The sequence below is a fragment of the Streptomyces deserti genome (genome assembly GCF_054782695.1).
This window is the reverse complement of the sequence record NZ_BAAGRZ010000035.1, coordinates 12997-28912: the sequence shown is the minus strand read 5'-3', so window position 1 is coordinate 28912 and position 15916 is coordinate 12997. Positions and strand designations below refer to the sequence as shown.

The 15916-nt window shown below is 71.4% G+C and carries 17 protein-coding genes and 1 pseudogene; 7 read left to right on the top strand and 11 right to left on the bottom strand.

Features of this window, described 5'->3' with window-relative positions; translation table 11 throughout:
• Both ACYVMZ_RS34390 and ACYVMZ_RS34385 read right to left on the bottom strand, forming a co-directional pair.
• Positions 1-333 carry a glyoxalase superfamily protein gene (locus ACYVMZ_RS34390; protein ID WP_461086794.1) on the bottom strand — a complete coding sequence of 111 codons (333 nt, stop codon included), beginning with the start codon at positions 331-333 and terminating at the stop codon, positions 1-3.
• Positions 334-395: 62 nt separating this feature from the next.
• Positions 396-1727, bottom strand: coding sequence for an aminotransferase class I/II-fold pyridoxal phosphate-dependent enzyme (locus ACYVMZ_RS34385; protein ID WP_461086792.1), 1332 nt, complete (start codon positions 1725-1727; stop codon positions 396-398).
• A gap of 35 nt (positions 1728-1762) precedes the next feature.
• On the opposite strand from ACYVMZ_RS34385, the gene ACYVMZ_RS34380 reads away from it, so the two are divergent.
• A complete protein-coding gene (locus tag ACYVMZ_RS34380) occupies positions 1763-2449 on the top strand; it encodes a pyridoxamine 5'-phosphate oxidase family protein (RefSeq protein ID WP_461086790.1) in 687 nt (228 codons plus the stop codon).
• Entirely contained in the window at positions 2449-3081 is a 633-nt protein-coding gene (locus tag ACYVMZ_RS34375; protein ID WP_461086788.1) for an FMN-binding negative transcriptional regulator, read from the top strand. Before ACYVMZ_RS34380 ends, ACYVMZ_RS34375 begins: the two co-directional genes overlap by 1 nt.
• A 50-nt stretch (positions 3082-3131) precedes the next feature.
• Here ACYVMZ_RS34375 and ACYVMZ_RS34370 read toward each other — a convergent pair whose 3' ends face one another.
• The 4 genes from ACYVMZ_RS34370 to ACYVMZ_RS34355 all read right to left on the bottom strand — a co-directional run bounded on the left by ACYVMZ_RS34370 (position 3132) and on the right by ACYVMZ_RS34355 (position 6822).
• Positions 3132-4082, bottom strand: coding sequence for a DMT family transporter (locus ACYVMZ_RS34370; protein WP_461086786.1), 951 nt, complete (start codon positions 4080-4082; stop codon positions 3132-3134).
• Between the two features lie 209 nt (positions 4083-4291).
• Positions 4292-5296 (bottom strand): EamA family transporter, encoded by a 1005-nt coding sequence (locus tag ACYVMZ_RS34365; protein ID WP_461086784.1) that lies wholly within the window; start codon positions 5294-5296, stop codon positions 4292-4294.
• 81 nt (positions 5297-5377) lie between these two features.
• Complete coding sequence (locus ACYVMZ_RS34360; protein ID WP_461086782.1) at positions 5378-5929, bottom strand: Clp protease N-terminal domain-containing protein; 552 nt, start codon at positions 5927-5929, stop codon at positions 5378-5380.
• A gap of 278 nt (positions 5930-6207) precedes the next feature.
• Positions 6208-6822 carry a PadR family transcriptional regulator gene (locus ACYVMZ_RS34355; protein WP_461086780.1) on the bottom strand — a complete coding sequence of 205 codons (615 nt, stop codon included), beginning with the start codon at positions 6820-6822 and terminating at the stop codon, positions 6208-6210.
• Between the two features lie 273 nt (positions 6823-7095).
• On the opposite strand from ACYVMZ_RS34355, the gene ACYVMZ_RS34350 reads away from it, so the two are divergent.
• Positions 7096-7524, top strand: coding sequence for a VOC family protein (locus ACYVMZ_RS34350; RefSeq protein WP_461086778.1), 429 nt, complete (start codon positions 7096-7098; stop codon positions 7522-7524).
• Positions 7525-7757: 233 nt separating this feature from the next.
• On the opposite strand, the gene ACYVMZ_RS34345 is transcribed toward ACYVMZ_RS34350, so the two are convergent.
• The 3 genes and pseudogenes from ACYVMZ_RS34345 to ACYVMZ_RS34335 all read right to left on the bottom strand — a co-directional run.
• Complete coding sequence (locus ACYVMZ_RS34345; protein ID WP_461086776.1) at positions 7758-8762, bottom strand: HEAT repeat domain-containing protein; 1005 nt, start codon at positions 8760-8762, stop codon at positions 7758-7760.
• 6 nt (positions 8763-8768) lie between these two features.
• Entirely contained in the window at positions 8769-9437 is a 669-nt protein-coding gene (locus tag ACYVMZ_RS34340) for a HEAT repeat domain-containing protein (protein WP_461086774.1), read from the bottom strand.
• Between the two features lie 106 nt (positions 9438-9543).
• A pseudogene (locus tag ACYVMZ_RS34335) lies at positions 9544-9755 on the bottom strand (integrase); the annotation flags it as partial.
• Between the two features lie 68 nt (positions 9756-9823).
• On the opposite strand from ACYVMZ_RS34335, the gene ACYVMZ_RS34330 reads away from it, so the two are divergent.
• Positions 9824-10603: an SDR family NAD(P)-dependent oxidoreductase gene (locus tag ACYVMZ_RS34330; RefSeq protein ID WP_461086772.1), complete on the top strand. Its 780-nt coding sequence runs from the start codon at positions 9824-9826 to the stop codon at positions 10601-10603.
• Between the two features lie 161 nt (positions 10604-10764).
• Positions 10765-11583, top strand: coding sequence for a PhzF family phenazine biosynthesis protein (locus ACYVMZ_RS34325; RefSeq protein ID WP_461086770.1), 819 nt, complete (start codon positions 10765-10767; stop codon positions 11581-11583).
• 83 nt (positions 11584-11666) lie between these two features.
• Here ACYVMZ_RS34325 and ACYVMZ_RS34320 read toward each other — a convergent pair whose 3' ends face one another.
• On the bottom strand, positions 11667-12479 hold the full coding sequence (locus ACYVMZ_RS34320) for a CPBP family intramembrane glutamic endopeptidase (protein WP_461086768.1): 813 nt from the start codon (positions 12477-12479) through the stop codon (positions 11667-11669).
• 68 nt (positions 12480-12547) lie between these two features.
• The gene (locus tag ACYVMZ_RS34315) at positions 12548-14065 is read right to left on the bottom strand and encodes a glutamate-cysteine ligase family protein (protein WP_461086766.1); all 1518 of its coding nucleotides are present in this window, start codon (positions 14063-14065) and stop codon (positions 12548-12550) included.
• A 551-nt stretch (positions 14066-14616) separates the two neighbouring features.
• On the opposite strand from ACYVMZ_RS34315, the gene ACYVMZ_RS34310 reads away from it, so the two are divergent.
• Both ACYVMZ_RS34310 and ACYVMZ_RS34305 read left to right on the top strand, forming a co-directional pair.
• The gene (locus ACYVMZ_RS34310; RefSeq protein ID WP_461086764.1) at positions 14617-15204 is read left to right on the top strand and encodes a hypothetical protein; all 588 of its coding nucleotides are present in this window, start codon (positions 14617-14619) and stop codon (positions 15202-15204) included.
• A gap of 458 nt (positions 15205-15662) precedes the next feature.
• Positions 15663-15869, top strand: a complete 207-nt coding sequence (locus ACYVMZ_RS34305; protein ID WP_461086762.1) for a DUF5999 family protein — start codon at positions 15663-15665, stop codon at positions 15867-15869.
• Positions 15870-15916: the final 47 nt, after the last annotated feature.

Below are 15916 nucleotides of genomic sequence, written 5' to 3'. Positions count from 1 at the left end.
TCACTGGGTCGGCGTGCCGATCCTCAGCCGGTTGCCGTCGGGGTCGCGCAGCTCGATCTCCCGTGCCCAGGGGGCGTCCTGGACCGGCACGCCGAACTCGGCGGCGACGGCGTCGACATCGGCCACCCGCAGGTACACCAGCGTGTCCGGCCGGGCGTCCCCGGTGTGCTCCGACAGGAACAGCCGTACCCGCCCGCGCGCGACCTCGACGAAGGCCGGCAGGTCCGGCTCGAAGCGGTGCTCCCACTGCTTCGCGAAACCGAGTCGCTCGTACCAGTGGACGGCCGCCGAGGCGTCGGCCACGCGCAGCACCGGGATCACTTCTTCATCCATGGCGGCATGTTCCCAGACGCCGATTCCCGCATCGGACGGGCCTGTTGCGGATCCCGCCGATTTCAGACGTACGCCCGTGCCGGCGCCGGTCCCACGGCCGCGGCGATCGCGTCCGCCAGCGGGCCGGTCTCCTGCTCGGTGAGCGTCGAGACGGTGACCCGGATGCCGGGCGGCGCGCTCATGCGGAAGCGGGCGCCCGGTGCGACGGCCCAGCCCGCGTGCAGCAGCCGGGCGACGGCGCCGGTCTCGTCGGGTACGGGCACCCACACGTTCATGCCGCTGCGCCCGTGCGCCTGGACCCCCCGCCGGGCGAGCGCGTCGATCAGCGCGTCCCGGCGCCGCCCGTACGCCGCCGCGACCGCCCGCCCGTCCACGGCGCCGTCGACCCACAGCCGCACCACGGCGCGCTGCGTCAGCCGGCTCACCCAGCCGGGCCCGAGCCGCTGCCGCCCGCGCACCCGGTCGACGGTGACGGCGTCGCCGGTGAGCACGGCGAGCCGCAGATCGGGGCCGTAGGCCTTGGCGACCGAGCGCACGAAGGCCCAGTGCCGGGTGGTTCCGGCGAGCGGGTGCAGGGGGAGCTCGACGATCCCGTGGCCGTGGTCGTCCTCGACGAGCAGGGTCTCCGGATGCTCCCGCAGCACGGACCGCAGGGCACGCGCACGCGTGGCGCTCACGGCGGCGCCCGTCGGGTTCTGCGCCCGGTCCGTGACGATCAGCGCACGGGCACCGCCCTCCAGGGCGCGGCGCACGTCGTCGGCGCGCGGCCCCTCGTCGTCGACGCCGACGGGGACGGTACGCAGGCCGAGCGCCGGAACGAGGTCGAGGGTCCTGCCCCAGCCGGGGTCCTCGACGGCGACGGTGTCCCCGGGCTTGAGATGGACCGCGAGCACCCGCTCCACGCCGTCGAGCGATCCGCAGACCACGGCGAGCGGCCCTTCGGGTACCCCGTCGGCGGCGAGATCGGCCCGGGCGAGCCGCGCCAGCTCCGGTTCCACGGGAGCCTCTCCGTACAGCACCGGATCCCGATCGCCCTCCTCGGCCGCCGCCGCGAAGGCCGGCGCCAGCGAGGGCAGCAGCGCCGGGTCCGGATTGCCGCTCGACACGTCCCGCACGCCCTCGGGCACGTCCACCCGGATGTGGTCCCGCCCGGTGGTGGCCGGCGCGGACCGCACCCGGCTGCCCCGTCGCCCGGCGGTCTCGATGACCCCGCGCTCGCGCAGGGTCCGGTACGCGGCCGCCACGGTGTTGGGATTCACGCCGAGATGGGCCGCCAACTCCCGCATGGGTGGGAGCAGTTGGCCCGGCCGCAGCTCGCCGGACCCCACCGCGCGCTCGACGCTCGCGGAAATCTCCGCTGCACGCCGACCCTGGATCGGATAGTCTCCTAGCACAAAGCCCAGTATGCACTAGTGCAATGGAGAGCGCAATGCAGGGAACCGCGCAGACGCCGCCGCAGCCCGCCGCCGCCTACACCCCGACCGACCGCACCGTCCCCACGCGCTCCCCGGAGCGGGCCTCGTACGACAGGGAACTGGTGCACGCGATACTCGACGAGGGCTACGTCTGCCATCTCGGCTTCGTGCGCGACGGCGCGCCGGTGGTGCTGCCCACGTTGTACGGCCGGGTCGGTGAGCGGCTCTACGTGCACGGCTCGACGGGTTCACGCCCGCTGCGCGCGGCGGGCCAGGCCGACCCCGGCCTCCCGGTCTGCCTGACGGTCACCCACGTGGACGCGCTGGTCCTGGCCCGCTCGGCCTTCCACCACTCGATCAACTACCGCTCCGTGGTGGTGCACGGCACCGCCCACCAGGTGACCGACCCGCAGGAGAAGAAGGAGGCCCTGGACGCGCTGGTCGACCACGTCGTCCCGGGCCGCTCCCGCGACTGCCGGCCGGCCGACAAGAAGGAGCTGGCCGCCACCGCCGTGATCCGCCTCGACCTGAACGAGGTCTCCGCCAAGGTCCGCGCCGGCGGCGTCAACGACGAGCCGGAGGACCTCGCCCTCCCCCACTGGGCCGGTCTCCTGCCGCTGCGCAAGGGTTACGACACCCCGCTCGCCGACTCCGCGCTCGCGCCCGGCACCGAACTGCCCGGCTACCTGACGGCCCTGTGATGCTGATCCACCCCTGGGACGCGCCCCGCGACGACGCCGAGTGGCAACAGTGGCTGGCCGGCCACGACTTCGGGCAGCTCGCCGTCAACGGCCCACCGGGCGAGCCGCCCCACGTCCAGCCCCTGCACTTCGCGTACGACGCCGAGCGCGGCGAGGCCGTCACCCACCTCGCCCGGCCCAACCCGCTGTGGCCCGCCCTGGAGGCGAACCCGGAGGTGCTGCTGAGCGTGGTCGACGACTACGTGTACGTCCCCGGCCCGTGGCAGGCCGCGCCGGACGTCCCGGCCGAGCACGGCGTCCCGACCAGCTTCTACGCGGCCGTCCAACTCCGTTGCACCGCCCATGTCGTGGACGATCCGGCCGAGAAGGCCGCGCTCCTCAACCGCCAGGTCGGCCACTTCCAGCCGGAGGGCGGCTCCGCGCGGGCTGCGGTGGGCCAGGCGCCGTACGGCAGGATGCTGTCCGGGATCCGCGGGCTGCGGCTCCGAGTCACCGGCGTACGAGCGAAGTTCAAGTACGCCGGCAGCAAGCCCGCCCAGGTCCAGGACCGGATCGCGGCCGGGCTGGCCGGGCGGGGCGGTCCGCGCGACGCGGCGGCGCGTGAACTCCTGCTGCGCGCACGCGGAGCCTGACCCGGCGTCAACCCCGCATCGACTGCGCCGATACGGGGTCTGCCCGGGCATCACACCAACACCGGCTCCTCCTTCCGAGGCCGCGCACCCCGCGCCTCCGCCACCGCGAGTCCCGCGACCGAGCCGAGCATCAGCAGGGTGCCGGCCACGGTGGCCGCCGTGAGGTGCTCGCCGAGCAGGACCACGGCGAGCACGGCCGCGCTCACCGGTTCCAGCAGCATGATCACGGACACGGTGGCGGACCGTACGACGGCCGCGCCCGCGAAGTAGAGGCCGTAGGCGAGGGCCGTGGGGATCGCGGCGACATACGCCAGCAGCCACAGCAGCAGGACCGGTTCGGTGGTGTGCGGCACCAGTCCCTCGGCCAGGGCGAACGGCAGCAGGCACAGGCTCGTGACGGCGAACGCCCCGACGGACGTGGCGGCGGCGTCCGCCCCGCCGTCGCGGCCCCACCGGCGGGTGAGCAGGGTCATCACGCTGTAGCCGGCCGCCGACAGCAGCGCGAGCCCGACCCCCCACGGCCGTACGGTCGCTCCCCCGCCGCCGAGGACCAGGACGGCGAGTCCGGCGAGCGCACCGGCGACGGCGGCGGCCCCGCCGCGGCCGAGCCGCTCCCCGAGGGTCAGCCGCGCGCCGAGCGCGATGAGCACGGGCCCGGCGCCCAGCGTGACGACGGTGGCGACGGCGAGCCCGGTGGACTCCACGGCGGCGAAGTAGGCGGTCTGGAACACCGCGAGACCGAGACCGGTGACCCCGGCCCGCAGCGCCCTGCGGCGCAGCGGCTCCGCAGCGGCGGTCCTGCCGCGCGGACGCAGCAGTCGGGCGGCGAGCAGCAGCACGAGCCCGGCCGCGCAGCGCCAGAACGACAGGGCGACGGGCCCCATGTCACTGGCCCGGTAGACCAGGGAGGCGGCCGCGCCCGCGGTGCCCCAGGCGGCACCGGCGACGATCAGATAGAGGAGGCCTCGCCCGACGGGCAGGCCGGAGACAGCATTCGACACGTGTTCTCTCCGCAGACGCGCGACCCACGCGGGAAGCTCCGCGAGGTGCGCAGAAGTTCGGGGATGGGCCCCGGCTCAGCGGGGTCCGTGGACTTCGTCTGCGGGCAGCACCGTTCCGCCCGGCGACGTGCCGGGCGTGGTTTCCGGAGGGCCCGCCTCAGGCGGCCGGGGGCGGAAGAACGCGTGCGTCCGAATGCATGACCGGCACCCTATGCGGCCGTTCCGGGCGTGGACAACTCCCTTTCCGGGCCGCCGCTGGCCACCGGCCCACCGGAGCCCTTGGCGGGTGCGGACGACTGGGCGATGAACGCCCCCACCAGCACGATGGCGCCGCCCACGATCTGCGGCGCCGACAGGTGCTCGCCGAGCAGCACCCAGGCCAGGACGGTCGCGATGACGGCTTCGAGGCAGGCCACGACGCCCGCGACCTGCGGCGAGAGCCGGCGCACCGCCAGCACTCCGGTGACGTAGGCGAGGACGGTGGCCACGAGGACGATCCAGCCCAGGAGCAGGGCGGCGGCCACGGGAGTGCCGTCCATGGACGCGTCGTCCGTGAGCACGGACCATTCCATGGCCCAGGGGCGGGCGACGACCGTCAGCACGGCGGCGCCGACGAGCAGGCCGTACGCGATGACGCCGAGCGGGTCGGGTGCCTCGTCGCCGGCGTCGCTGCCCTGGTCGGACAGGACGAAGTAGCCCACCTGGCAGCAGGCGGCGCCGAGCGCGAGGAGCAGCCCGAGGGCGTCGAAGCTCAGGCCCGACCAGACCTCGACGACGCAGGCGAGTCCGCCGACCGCCAGGACCACACCGAGGGCGGCGGCGCGTGTCACGGGCCGCCGCTGCACGAACCGGACCCAGCCGAGGACGAGCGCGGGCGCCAGGTACTCGACGAGGAGGGCGACACCGACCGGGATACGGGAGATCGCGGCGAAGTAGCAGGCCTGCACCCCGGCCACCGCCAGCAGCCCGAACCCCGCGAGCAGCCCGGGGCGGCGGCGCAGCAGCGCGCGGTGGCGCACGGCCAGCGGCAGCATCACCAGCGCCGCGCCCGCCACGCGCAGCCACACCACGTGCAGCGGGTCGAGGCCCGCCTCGATCAGCGGCTTGGCCGCCACACCGGATCCGCCGAAGGCGACCGCGGACGCGAGCGCGAGCCCGAGCCCGACGCCCTTTCCATGGCCGCTCCGGCTGCTGTCATACGTACGCACCGGCACATGATGACAGGCGACGACAGGAGCGTCATCCCCTATGACACCTGTCTCACGAGGTGAACACAAGACCGTTCCTCAGGTTTCTCAGTACGTGGTCTCGCCGCCCCCGACGTACTCCTCGGACCAGTCCGCGAGCCGTGCGAACACCTCGCGCGCGTCGACGCCGGCGTGTTCCAGCACCTCTACGGCCCGCGCCTGCGGGTCCACGACGATCGCCGCGAGCAGGTCGACACCGCGGGCCGGTCCCGCGTCACGCCGCGCCGCGCGCTCGCAGGCGTACTCCTTCGAGGCCGCGGCCAGCGGCGAGAAACCGGCGCTCTCCGTCACGACGGGAACGGCCCGGGAGTCCTCGACGCCGCTCTGCCAGCGCAGGCCGTAGCCGATACTGCGCTGGACGAGATAGCCGAGCAGCCGGGCGATCTGCGCCGGATCACCGAAGACGGCACGCACCTCGGGGTCGGACTCCAGGAGCGAGTGCAGCAGATGAGCGGTGTCGATCTGGCGGTCCCCGTCCCTGACCGCCCTGCGCCGGGCACCGACGAGCACCGCTGCCAGCTCTGCGCTGAGCCTGGCATCGTTCTCCGCGCGGTGGATGCCCTGCTCGTGGGCCGACTGCCGGGGGATACGGGGTTGCACGCCCCTTACCCCATCAGTCCCGCGAGGCCGGGTCATCCCCGGCGGGAAGCATCTTCGCGTCCCACGGGGAGTGGATCCGACCGACCGGAATCTCCTCCCTACGGAGGAGATCCCGTCGTTTTTCCCGCAGGGGCGCGCGCCGTCTTGCCCGGCGCCCCGGAGGCAACCGAAGCGCCGTGTACGCACCCAGGCAGTTCATCGGAGGCGGCTCACCACAACGGCGCCCCGTGGATCACTCCACGGGGCGCCTGCCACCGGCCGGGAAGCCCGGGAGGTCCTCAGTCCTCGTCGGCCAGGATCAGGTACAGCTTCTTGCGGGCTTCGTTGATGACGCCGAGCGCCTTGTCCCGCTGCTCCTTGCTGCCGGTCTTCCAGACCTGCCCGAAGGCCTCCATCAGCCCGAAACCGGCCTGGCGGATCTCGCCGAGGGCCTCCCAGTCGACCCCGCGCGAGGCCTCCTCCCAGGGCGCCTCGGGACCCTCGTCGGCGGCGGCACGGCCCGCCTCGGTGAGCGAGAACAGCTTCTTGCCGCCCTCGGACTCACTGGCGATCAGGCCCTCGTCCTCCAGCAGCTGAAGGGTGGGGTACACCGAGCCGGGGCTGGGCTTCCACGCCCCGCCGCTGCGCTCGGCGATCTCCTGGATCATCTCGTAGCCGTGCATGGGCCGGTCCTTGAGCAGGGCCAGGATCGAGGCTCGTACGTCACCGCGCCGCGCCCTCCCCCTGGGCCCGCCGCGCCCTCGGCCGCCCCAGGGACCGGAACCGAAACCCGGTCCGAAGCCGGGGCCGCCCGGCCCGAAGGGACCGAAGGCCGCACGCACTCCGTCGAAGCCGCCCCGGCCGCGCCGGGGGCCGTCCTGCCGATGCCCGTGCTCGAATCCGTGGGTACGCATCACAACCACTCTCCATTCCATCGTTGATCCATCACGATGCTTCAACGATATATCGGAACAGTTCGACCGGCAAGCGTCTGTCGGCGCGGCCGGTGTCCCGTCTCATGCGCATTGGCCCCTGTCCCAGGTGATCTGGCACGACGCGCTCGTCGTCTCAGGTGATCTGGTCCGTTGGCGGGGTGGGAGGGCTTCTCATGTCACGCGAGACCTCGACCCGCACGGCGATGAAACCCCGGGATCTCGGTGAACAGCACGCGTCAATATGCTGGACCGATGACCTCGATCAAGAAGTTCCAAGTCACCTTCGACTGCGCAGAACCTGAGCGCCTCGCTCGCTTCTGGTGCGAGGTGTTGGGGTACGTCGTACCGCCGCCACCGGAGGGGTTTGCCACGTGGGACGACTTCAAGCGCTCGCAGCCACCCGAGCAGCGGGATTCATGGTTCGCCTGCATTGATCCCTCAGGTGTGGGCCCGCGACTGTACTTCCAGCGTGTCCCCGAAGGGAAGGCCGCCAAGAACCGGGTGCATCTTGACGTGCGGGTCGGCACCGGACTCGTGGGTGAAGAGCGCCTCGCCGCGCTTGAGGCCGAATGCGCACGACTGGTCCCGCTCGGCGCGGTACACGTGCGAACGCTGTATGACGGCACTGATTCGTGCATCCCGATGCTGGACATCGAGGGCAACGAGTTCTGTATCGACTGAGGGGCCGCGAACGTGTCCTCGAGACGTGCGTGATGGTCTGCGTCTCATTGAATCTGGCGCGCCGCAGACCACCGGCGCGATCCACTGAAGTCAGCCGCCGTGCTGGAGGCGCAAGCCGCGAGGGCGACCGCAGCCGCCGCCCCGCCGGTCGAGAGCCGCAGAACAGGTGCCGCAGAAAGATTCACCAGCAACAACTGGGCCCCACGCACACAGCACCCCAGAGAAAGGATCGGTTAGCGTGCGCTGCGTATCCCGAGAATGTATGCGGCAGTGAGCGCAACGGCACGGTCTTCGTCATGAGACAGATCCGCCAGGGCACGTGACGATGTGGTTCCCGGGATATCCGCGAGCGCCTGTGTCAGTCGTCGACGTGCAGACGATTCAACGGTGCCGTGGGCGAGGCAGTCAACGAGCCTGGTGGCGATCTGCTCCGCCAGCGCGGGATCACTCGCCAGCACGCTCAGCGCATCGGCCGCATCGACGTCATTCGCCTCCTCGACGACCATGTCGATGAGCGTCGGGACCGCGTCGGCTACTCCACGTGCCCCGAGCGCCAGAGCTGCGTACCTGCGGACCACGAGGTCGGGATTCGCGAGAGCGTCCCGCAGCAGTGCGGTCGCCTCCCCGTTCGGAATCTCGACGATGGACTGCGCGGCACGTTTCCGGACCTCGGCCACCGGTGAGCCGAGGCCCTCCGCGAGCAGGGCCAATCCGCCAACGCCCCATTGCGCCAAAGCCCATCGAAGGGCCCCAGCGACGTTCGGGTCCGTCTCGCTCAGCGCTGCCTCGACCAGTGCTTCCACTGGCACCGGAACCTCTTCGGCTGAGGACAAGGCCGCGCGTTGGCGCGTCCCAGCGCTCTGTGACCCCAACGCCTGGAGGAGTGCGACGATCTGGAGCACCTCCTCCCAGCCGGCAGGTTCCGCGGCACCGATCCGGCGGAGTCGCGTGAGCAGTTCCGTCTCACGCGCGATGCGCTCTCGTGTCTGGCGGATGAGGTCGTCGACGAGCTCCGAGGGCCGGAAGCCGGGATCATCCAGCGCGCGCCCGACTTCACGCAGCGACAGCCCCAATGACCGCAGGCTCTCGATATGGAAGATTCGCCGGATGTCCTCGCTGGAGTACTCCCGATAACCGGCGTCGGTACGACCCGTTGGCCGCACCAGGCCGAGCGACTCGTAATGCCTGAGCATGCGGGCGCTGACCCCGGACCGTCGTGCCACATCACCGATCAACACTGCCTATCACCCCTCCTGGCGGGTCGTGCCGAGGGCTACGATGCGCTTCGCCTCCTCGATCGCGAACTCGAATCCGGCCTCCGGGTTGCGCAACAGCCGTTCCGTGGCGATCGCGTGCTGACGCACGCGAGGGTCGAGATCCGTCATCGCGGCGCGCAGGGTCGGCATGATCACCTCACCGAGCGCGATCAGCGCCCGGCTGAGGCTCAACTGCGTCTCACGCTCGCCGCGCCCGAGCTGTGTCGCCAACGCTCCGGCCAACTGGGGTTCTTCACCTTCGGGCACGAGTACGACCGCTGCTCGCCAGGCGCTCCGCGCCACCTCGTCGTCGGCGTCGGCCAGAAGCGCCCGTGTGATCGCCGGCCACGCTTGCCGATCCCCGATCTTGGACAGTGTGTGCAACGCCTGGCTTCGTGCCTGCGCACGCTGCGAGCGGAGTTCATCGATGAGCTGTGGGACCGTCGTTGATGATGAGTGGCGGGTGAGTGCCCACGTAAGCATTTCGCGCACGTGGAATTCGGGCTCGATCGCGCATCGTTCGATGAGCTTGTCGATGAACCGCGGATCCGGGGTCGTGCCGACCGCCAGCGCTGCCCGCAGCCGGGCCGACGAGCTGCTGTTCTCCAGCCCCTGGAGAACTCGCATCGTGTTCGTGTCCTGTTTCGGCATGGCCATCGGGACCACCTCCTTGGCCACAGTGAAGCTCTTGTCACTGTGTCAAGGTCAAGCGGAGCCACGCCGAGAGATGGCCAGGCATCCCTGCCCTTGAGGGCGGCGGAAGCTCGCAGACGATCATCTCCGGGACGATCACCGGCTGGGCGGCGGCGCGTTCGAGACGCTCGTCGAGGGTCAGCAACGGCCGGTGCGGCAGCACCGAGCGAGACATCTTCAGCGCATCGGCCCAGCCCGGCGCATCAGCTCCGGTGCGGCCGTGCGGACCGGCGGCACGCTCGCGTCGGCTGACTTCGTCGAGGGCCTGAGCACCGCCGCGGTGGGCGCCCCGGTCGCGGCGAGGCGTTCCCGGGCGCTGTCGCCGCCCACGCCCCGTCTAGGGTGCGGACATGACCTCGCAGAGCTACCTCTCCGAACTGTTCTCGCTGGACGGCCGGGTCGCCGTGGTGACGGGCGGCAGCTCCGGCATCGGCCGGGCCATCGCCGGGGCTCTCGCGCGAGCGGGGGCGAGCGTGGTGATCGTGGCGCGCAAAGAGCCGGAACTGGCCGCCACGGTCGACGAGCTGGCGGCGGACGGATGCCGCGCGGCGTGGGTGAGCGCCGACCTCAGTACCCGCGACGGGGTGCGCGCGGCGGCGGAGCAGGCGGCCGAGGTCTTCGGCGAGCCCGACATCCTCGTCAACAGTGCCGGGATCAACCTGCGCCCGCCACTGAGCGAGCTGGGCGAGGACGTGTGGGACACCACGATGGCGGTGAACCTGGAGGCGCCCTACCTGCTGGGCCAGCGGTTCGGGCCCGGCATGGCCGAGCGGGGCTTCGGACGGATCATCCACATCACCTCCCAGCAGGCACACCGGGCGTTCGTCCAGAGCGGCGCCTACGGCGTCTCCAAGGGCGCGCTGGAGTCGCTGGCCCGCTCACAGGCCGAGGCCTGGTCGCCGTACGGCGTCACCTGCAACACGCTGGTGCCCGGCTTCGTCATGACCCCGCTCAACAGGCGGTTGTCGTCCGAGCCGGAGAAGGTGGCGGCGCTGGCCGCACGCACGATGATCGGGCGCAACGGTCTGGCCGAGGACTTCGCCGGAGCGGCGGTGTTCCTGGCCGGCCGCGCCTCCGGCTACATCACCGGGCAGGCGATCTTCGTCGACGGCGGGTTCTCCGTTCACTGAGCCCGACGAGGGCGCGAAGAGGAAGGACGGCACCCCTCTGGCGCGGAAACCCGAACGACCGTAAGGCGTCGCCGAGACGGGCGTGACCGCGGGGGAAAACCGGTCCAGCACTCCTGAATTGGCCTTGGGCTGTGCCTTCGCACAGCGTCTAGCGTCGGGGCATGCGGATTCGAATCGTCGACGCCTTCACCGACCGCCCCTTCGCCGGCAACCCGGCCGGCGTCCTGCTCCTGGACGACACGGACGCCTTCCCGGACGAGACCTGGCTCCAGAACGTCGCCCTGGAGGTCAACCACGCCGAGACGGCCTTCGCCCACCCCCTGCCCGAGGGCGGCGAGGCCGACTGGGCGCTGCGCTGGTTCACGCCCGCCACGGAGGTCGCGATGTGCGGCCACGCGACCCTCGCCACCGCCCATGTCCTGCACACCACCGGCGCCCACCAGGGCCCGGTGCGGTTCGCCACCCGCAGCGGCGTCCTGATCGCCACGCCCGCCGAGGACGGCTCCATCACACTGGACTTCCCGACCGCCCCGCTCACCCCGGTCGACCTCCCCGACGGGGTCACCGAGGCCCTCGGCGCCGAGCCGCGCGCCGCCTTCGACACGGGTCCGAACATCGGCGACCTGCTCCTGGAGGTCGCCGACGAGAAGACGGTGCACGGCCTCGCCCCCGACCTCAAGGCCCTCGCCGCCCACTCCGAGCGCGGCATCATCGCCACCGCCCGCGCCGAGGACCCCGCCCGGGGCTACGACTACGTCTCCCGCTGCTTCTTCCCGAACGTCGGCATCGACGAGGACCCGGTCACCGGCAGCGCCCACACCGCCCTCGCCCCCTACTGGGCCGAGCGCCTCGGCAGCCCCGACCTCACCGGCCTGCAGGCCTCACCCCGCTCCGGCCGCGTCCGCACGCAGCTGCGCGGCGACCGCACCCTGCTGAGCGGACGGGCCGTCACCGTCATCGAGGGCGAGCTCCTGGCGTAGCGGCACGGCAGGACCGTACGAACGGAAGGCGCATACGAACAGAAGGGGCGTACGGAAAGCCCGTACGCCCCTCCCTCAGCCGCTCATGGCGTCGGCAGCCACCCCACCTTGCCCGCCAGCAGCGCGTACCCCACGAACGCCCCGATGTCGAGCAGCGAGTGCGCCACCACCAGGGGGCCCACCCGCCCCCAGCGCCGGTACAGGTAGACGAAGACCACGCCCATGACCACGTTGCCGATGAAGCCGCCGATGCCCTGGTAGAGGTGGTACGAGCCGCGCAGCACGGAGCTGGCCACCAGCGCGGTGCCCGGGGTCCAGCCCAGCTGGCCGAGCCGGCGCAGCAGGTAGCCGACGACGATCACTTCCTCCAGGACCGCGTTCTGGATCGCCGACATGACCAGCACGGGGTACTTCCACCACACGTCGGGCAGTGCCTCGGGCACCACGGTGAGGTTGAAGCCGAGGCCGCGGGCGGCCAGGTAGAAGGCGATGCCGGTACTGCCGATGACCGCGGCGATCGCGGCGCCGCGGCCGAGGTCCGGCCAGGGCCGGGTGCGGTCGAAGCCCAGGGTGCGCAGGCTCTCGCGCTCGCGCAGCAGGAAGTGGGCGACGAGCGCCACGGGCACGAGTGCCGTGGCGATCCCGAAGAGCTGCCAGGCGAGGTCCAGCCAGGGCCGGCCGGGCGCGGCGGAGGCGTTGAGGGTGGCGGCCTGGTCCTTGAGGCCGCCCGGTTTGGTGACCGATCCGATGAAGCTGATTAGCGCGGACACGCCGCTCGCGCCGAGCGACAGCCCGAGCACGAGCAGCGTCTCGTTGCGGAGCATCCGCCGCGAGAGCCGCTGCTGGGGGAAAGATTCGGGAAACGATTCGGCCCCCGGGCCCGCCTCCGCCTGCACACCTGCCTCCACTTCACCGATCCGTTCGGATCAGTATGGGGGCAGCAGGATGTCACCCCGGCGGCGCGTCAGCCCAGCGGCACCGGCTCCGGCAGCCCCACGGGCCAGGTGTGCACCGGGTCGCCCTTGTGCATCAGCTCGCGGTAGCGCCGGGTCGTCGCGGCCAGCGCCGCCTCACGCGAGAGCCCCTGCTCCAGGGCCCGGTGGAAGGTCGCGGCCTGCCAGGTCGCACCGTTCACCCGGCGCCGGCACCGCTCCTCGATGACGCCCAGGTACAGGTCCCGGTCGGCGGGCTCGACGCCCCACGCGTCCAGGCCGGCCTCGGCCAGCGGCAGCAGTTCGTCGCGTACCAGGCTGACGGCGTCGACCTCGGCCGTACCGCCGTAGCGGCCGCGCCGGGGCCAGACGAGGCGGGCGTCGATGCCGTGCTTGCAGGCGGCGTCGAAGTTGGCGGCGGCCGCCTCGAAGGGCAGCCGGGTCCACACCGGCCGGGCGTCCTCGGCGAGGGCGCGGACGACGCCGTAGTAGAAGGCCGCGTTGGCGATGACGTCGGTGATGGTGGGCCCGGCGGGCAGCACCCGGTTCTCGACGCGCAGGTGGGGGACGCCGTCGGCGATGCCGTAGACCGGGCGGTTCCAGCGGTAGACCGTGCCGTTGTGCAGGACGAGTTCGGCGAGCTTGGGTATACCGCCCTGGTCCAGCACCTCCAGGGGGTCCTCGTCGTCGCGGATCGGCAGCAGCGCCGGGAAGTAGCGCAGGTTCTCCTCGAACAGGTCGTACGCCGAGGAAATCCACCGCTCCCCGAACCAGGTGCGCGGCCGCACACCCTGCGCCTGGAGTTCGGGCGGGCGGGTGTCGGTGGACTGCTGGAACAGCGGCGGCCGGGACTCGCGCCACAGCTCCCGGCCGAACAGGAACGGCGAGTTGGCGCCGACGGCGATCTGGGCGGCGGCGACCGCCTGGGCCGCGTTCCACACGTCGGCGAAGCGGGCCGGGGTGACCTGGAGGTGCAGTTGCACGGAGGTGCAGGCGGCCTCGGGCGCGATCGACTTCGACGTGCAGGTGAGGTGCTCGACCCCGTCGATGTCGAGCGTGAAGTCCTCGCCCCGGGCGGCCACGATCTGGTCGTTGAGCAGCGTGTAGCGGTCGACGTCGGAGAGGTTGGAGGAGACCAGGTCGTCACGGTCGAGCGTCGGCAGAATACCGATCATCACGATTCCCGCGTCGACCTCTCCCGCTTTCCGCTCGGCATATGCCAGCGAGGTGCGGAGTTCCTCGGCGAGCCGGTCGAATACCCTCCCACCCAGGCGGTGTGGGGCTATGTTGACTTCCAGATTGAACATGGCGAGTTCTGTTTGGAAATCGCGGCTCGCGATGCGCTCGAGGACTTGCGCGTTCAACATTTTCGGCATGCCGTCGGCGCCCGTGAGATTCAATTCGATCTCCAGCCCCATGAGGTTCTTCGGGCGATCGAACCGCTTCTGAGCCAGGAGCCGCTCCAGGCCCGTCAGGCACCGGCGGAGCTTGTCGCGGTAGAGCTGGCGATCGGACAGGTCGAAGTGACCTGCCACGACCTTCTCCCCCATCGCAGCATCCCTCCTCGGTTGGGCGGGCCGACGATCCGGCCACGGGCGTCCCGGTCAGCAGTGATGATGCCCAGCCGAAGCGATCGATAACGTCCCGCGCGGCCCCGCCGCACGCTACGCTGGTCGATCGTGACCGGTGGCACATTCACCGGGCATGGCGCACTGCGCAGTTTCGGGCGCCCGCGAAGTCGTGAAAAACGCCGATGAGAATAGGCCGACCGCTTCGCGCACATTTTCCGAGGTCATCGCCGCGCACCCCGCCTGGAATCGGGATGATTCCCGCATATCTCCGACCGAATGTACCCTTGTTCTACTCGCCGGAAACGGCTAGATGAAACACAGGCTGAACACGTGTCGTATAAACTCCGCGAACAAGGCAGAAGGTTGGCGCCCACGGTCACGGATCCTGTCGACGAGGTGTCGTGCGGCAGACCTCACCCTCACCTCTCGTTCTCAGACCCCGGCCCCCGCCTCTCTGACCTCTCGCGAGCAGACAGCGCCGTCCGCCACGCCCTCGCGCCACCATGCCTTCGAATGAGAGGCGACCCACCATGCCGCTGCATGTCCCCCCGGCTCCCGCGCCCGCACTGCGTTCCGTCCTGACTGCGCTCTCCTCCCCCACCGCCGTCCGCGAGGCCCGAACTCCCTCCCTGCTCGGCGCCCAGGGACCCGCCACACCCGAGCTCCCGCTGCCCGTCCACGTCCTCGACCGGATCACCCCCGAGGGCGTCGCCGCCACCCGGCTGACGGGCTGGCGCTTCCTGATCCGCTGCGGCGACCGCGCGGTGGCCGCGGCGGAGACGATGCTGACCCCCGACGGCTGGGCCTTCTCGCACTTCTTCGAGGGCCCCTACATCGCCTCCACCGAGCGGGCGCTGCGCCAGGCCGAGTCGGTGACCCAGCCGTACCAGCCCCGCCTGCTGTCGGTACCCGGCCTGTACATGCTGACGCTCTGGTTGCACGGCGACTGCACCGCGGACGCCGCCTCCGGCCATCCCGCCGCCACCGACCTGCTCGTCCCGCTGGCGCCCGCGCCACCCGGCATCGCGGCCCACCGCCCGCACCGGGTCGAGGAACTGCTCCCGGTGCTGACCCACCGGGGAACTCCCCCCACCCCCCTGCTCGGCTCACCCGCCTGACGCGCGCCAAGCCCGGCAGCCGGAAGACCCGCGTACCCCGTCGCCGAAATCCCGGGCGACGGGGTACGACATTGTTTCCGGCGCCCCTCGACCACTCCCTATTCTCCCTATTCACTCACACGAGCAATTAGGCGCTCTTACGAGCCGCAGAACCGCTCGAAAGAGCCGGAAACCGCTCGGAAGAGCCGTCAAGACCCGCCGCCCCGGCCGGACTAGCCCCATCCGGCCACCGCGAACCACCCAAAGGGACAGTCCAGTTGGGATGAACCGTCCGCGCGGGTGATGCGTCATCAACCTGTGAGAAGCGGTGCTGCGAAATCCCTGCGGATCGACGCCCGTGGGGCAACACTGGGTTCCGACCACTTACACAACGGGGGGCGGCCATGAACGAGGCTCCGAGCCGCGGAACAGACACGACAGCCATCTCACCCATCACGACAGAGCGAAAGATCCCACCCATGTGCCAGCATCAGCCACCGTGCCCTTCAGCCGACTCCGCCGACCGGGAATCCGCCCGTCTCGTGGCGCACCACCCGGAGCAGGGATGGAGCCTGCTGTGCAACGGCGTGGTCCTTTTCGAGGACACCGGTGAGCTCCTGCCGGACGGCCGGATCATCGCCCCGCACCGTCCGCTGGACAGCAGCCGGGTCATGACCGCCGCCTAGGGCACCACCGGGCGGAGCGACACCCCGCCCAGACATGAGGGGCCGGC

Bases quoted from the DNA above. Each gene is read 5' to 3' on its own strand.
- ACYVMZ_RS34390 (WP_461086794.1), bottom strand. From the start codon at position 333: ATGGATGAAGAAGTGATCCCGGTGCTGCGCGTGGCCGACGCCTCGGCG.
- ACYVMZ_RS34380 (WP_461086790.1), top strand. From the start codon at position 1,763: ATGCAGGGAACCGCGCAGACGCCGCCGCAGCCCGCCGCCGCCTACACC.
- ACYVMZ_RS34375 (WP_461086788.1), top strand. From the start codon at position 2,449: ATGCTGATCCACCCCTGGGACGCGCCCCGCGACGACGCCGAGTGGCAA.
- ACYVMZ_RS34355 (WP_461086780.1), bottom strand. From the start codon at position 6,822: ATGCGTACCCACGGATTCGAGCACGGGCATCGGCAGGACGGCCCCCGG.
- ACYVMZ_RS34350 (WP_461086778.1), top strand. From the start codon at position 7,096: ATGACCTCGATCAAGAAGTTCCAAGTCACCTTCGACTGCGCAGAACCT.
- ACYVMZ_RS34340 (WP_461086774.1), bottom strand. From the start codon at position 9,437: ATGGCCATGCCGAAACAGGACACGAACACGATGCGAGTTCTCCAGGGG.
- ACYVMZ_RS34330 (WP_461086772.1), top strand. From the start codon at position 9,824: ATGACCTCGCAGAGCTACCTCTCCGAACTGTTCTCGCTGGACGGCCGG.
- ACYVMZ_RS34325 (WP_461086770.1), top strand. From the start codon at position 10,765: ATGCGGATTCGAATCGTCGACGCCTTCACCGACCGCCCCTTCGCCGGC.
- ACYVMZ_RS34315 (WP_461086766.1), bottom strand. From the start codon at position 14,065: ATGGGGGAGAAGGTCGTGGCAGGTCACTTCGACCTGTCCGATCGCCAG.
- ACYVMZ_RS34310 (WP_461086764.1), top strand. From the start codon at position 14,617: ATGCCGCTGCATGTCCCCCCGGCTCCCGCGCCCGCACTGCGTTCCGTC.
- ACYVMZ_RS34305 (WP_461086762.1), top strand. From the start codon at position 15,663: ATGTGCCAGCATCAGCCACCGTGCCCTTCAGCCGACTCCGCCGACCGG.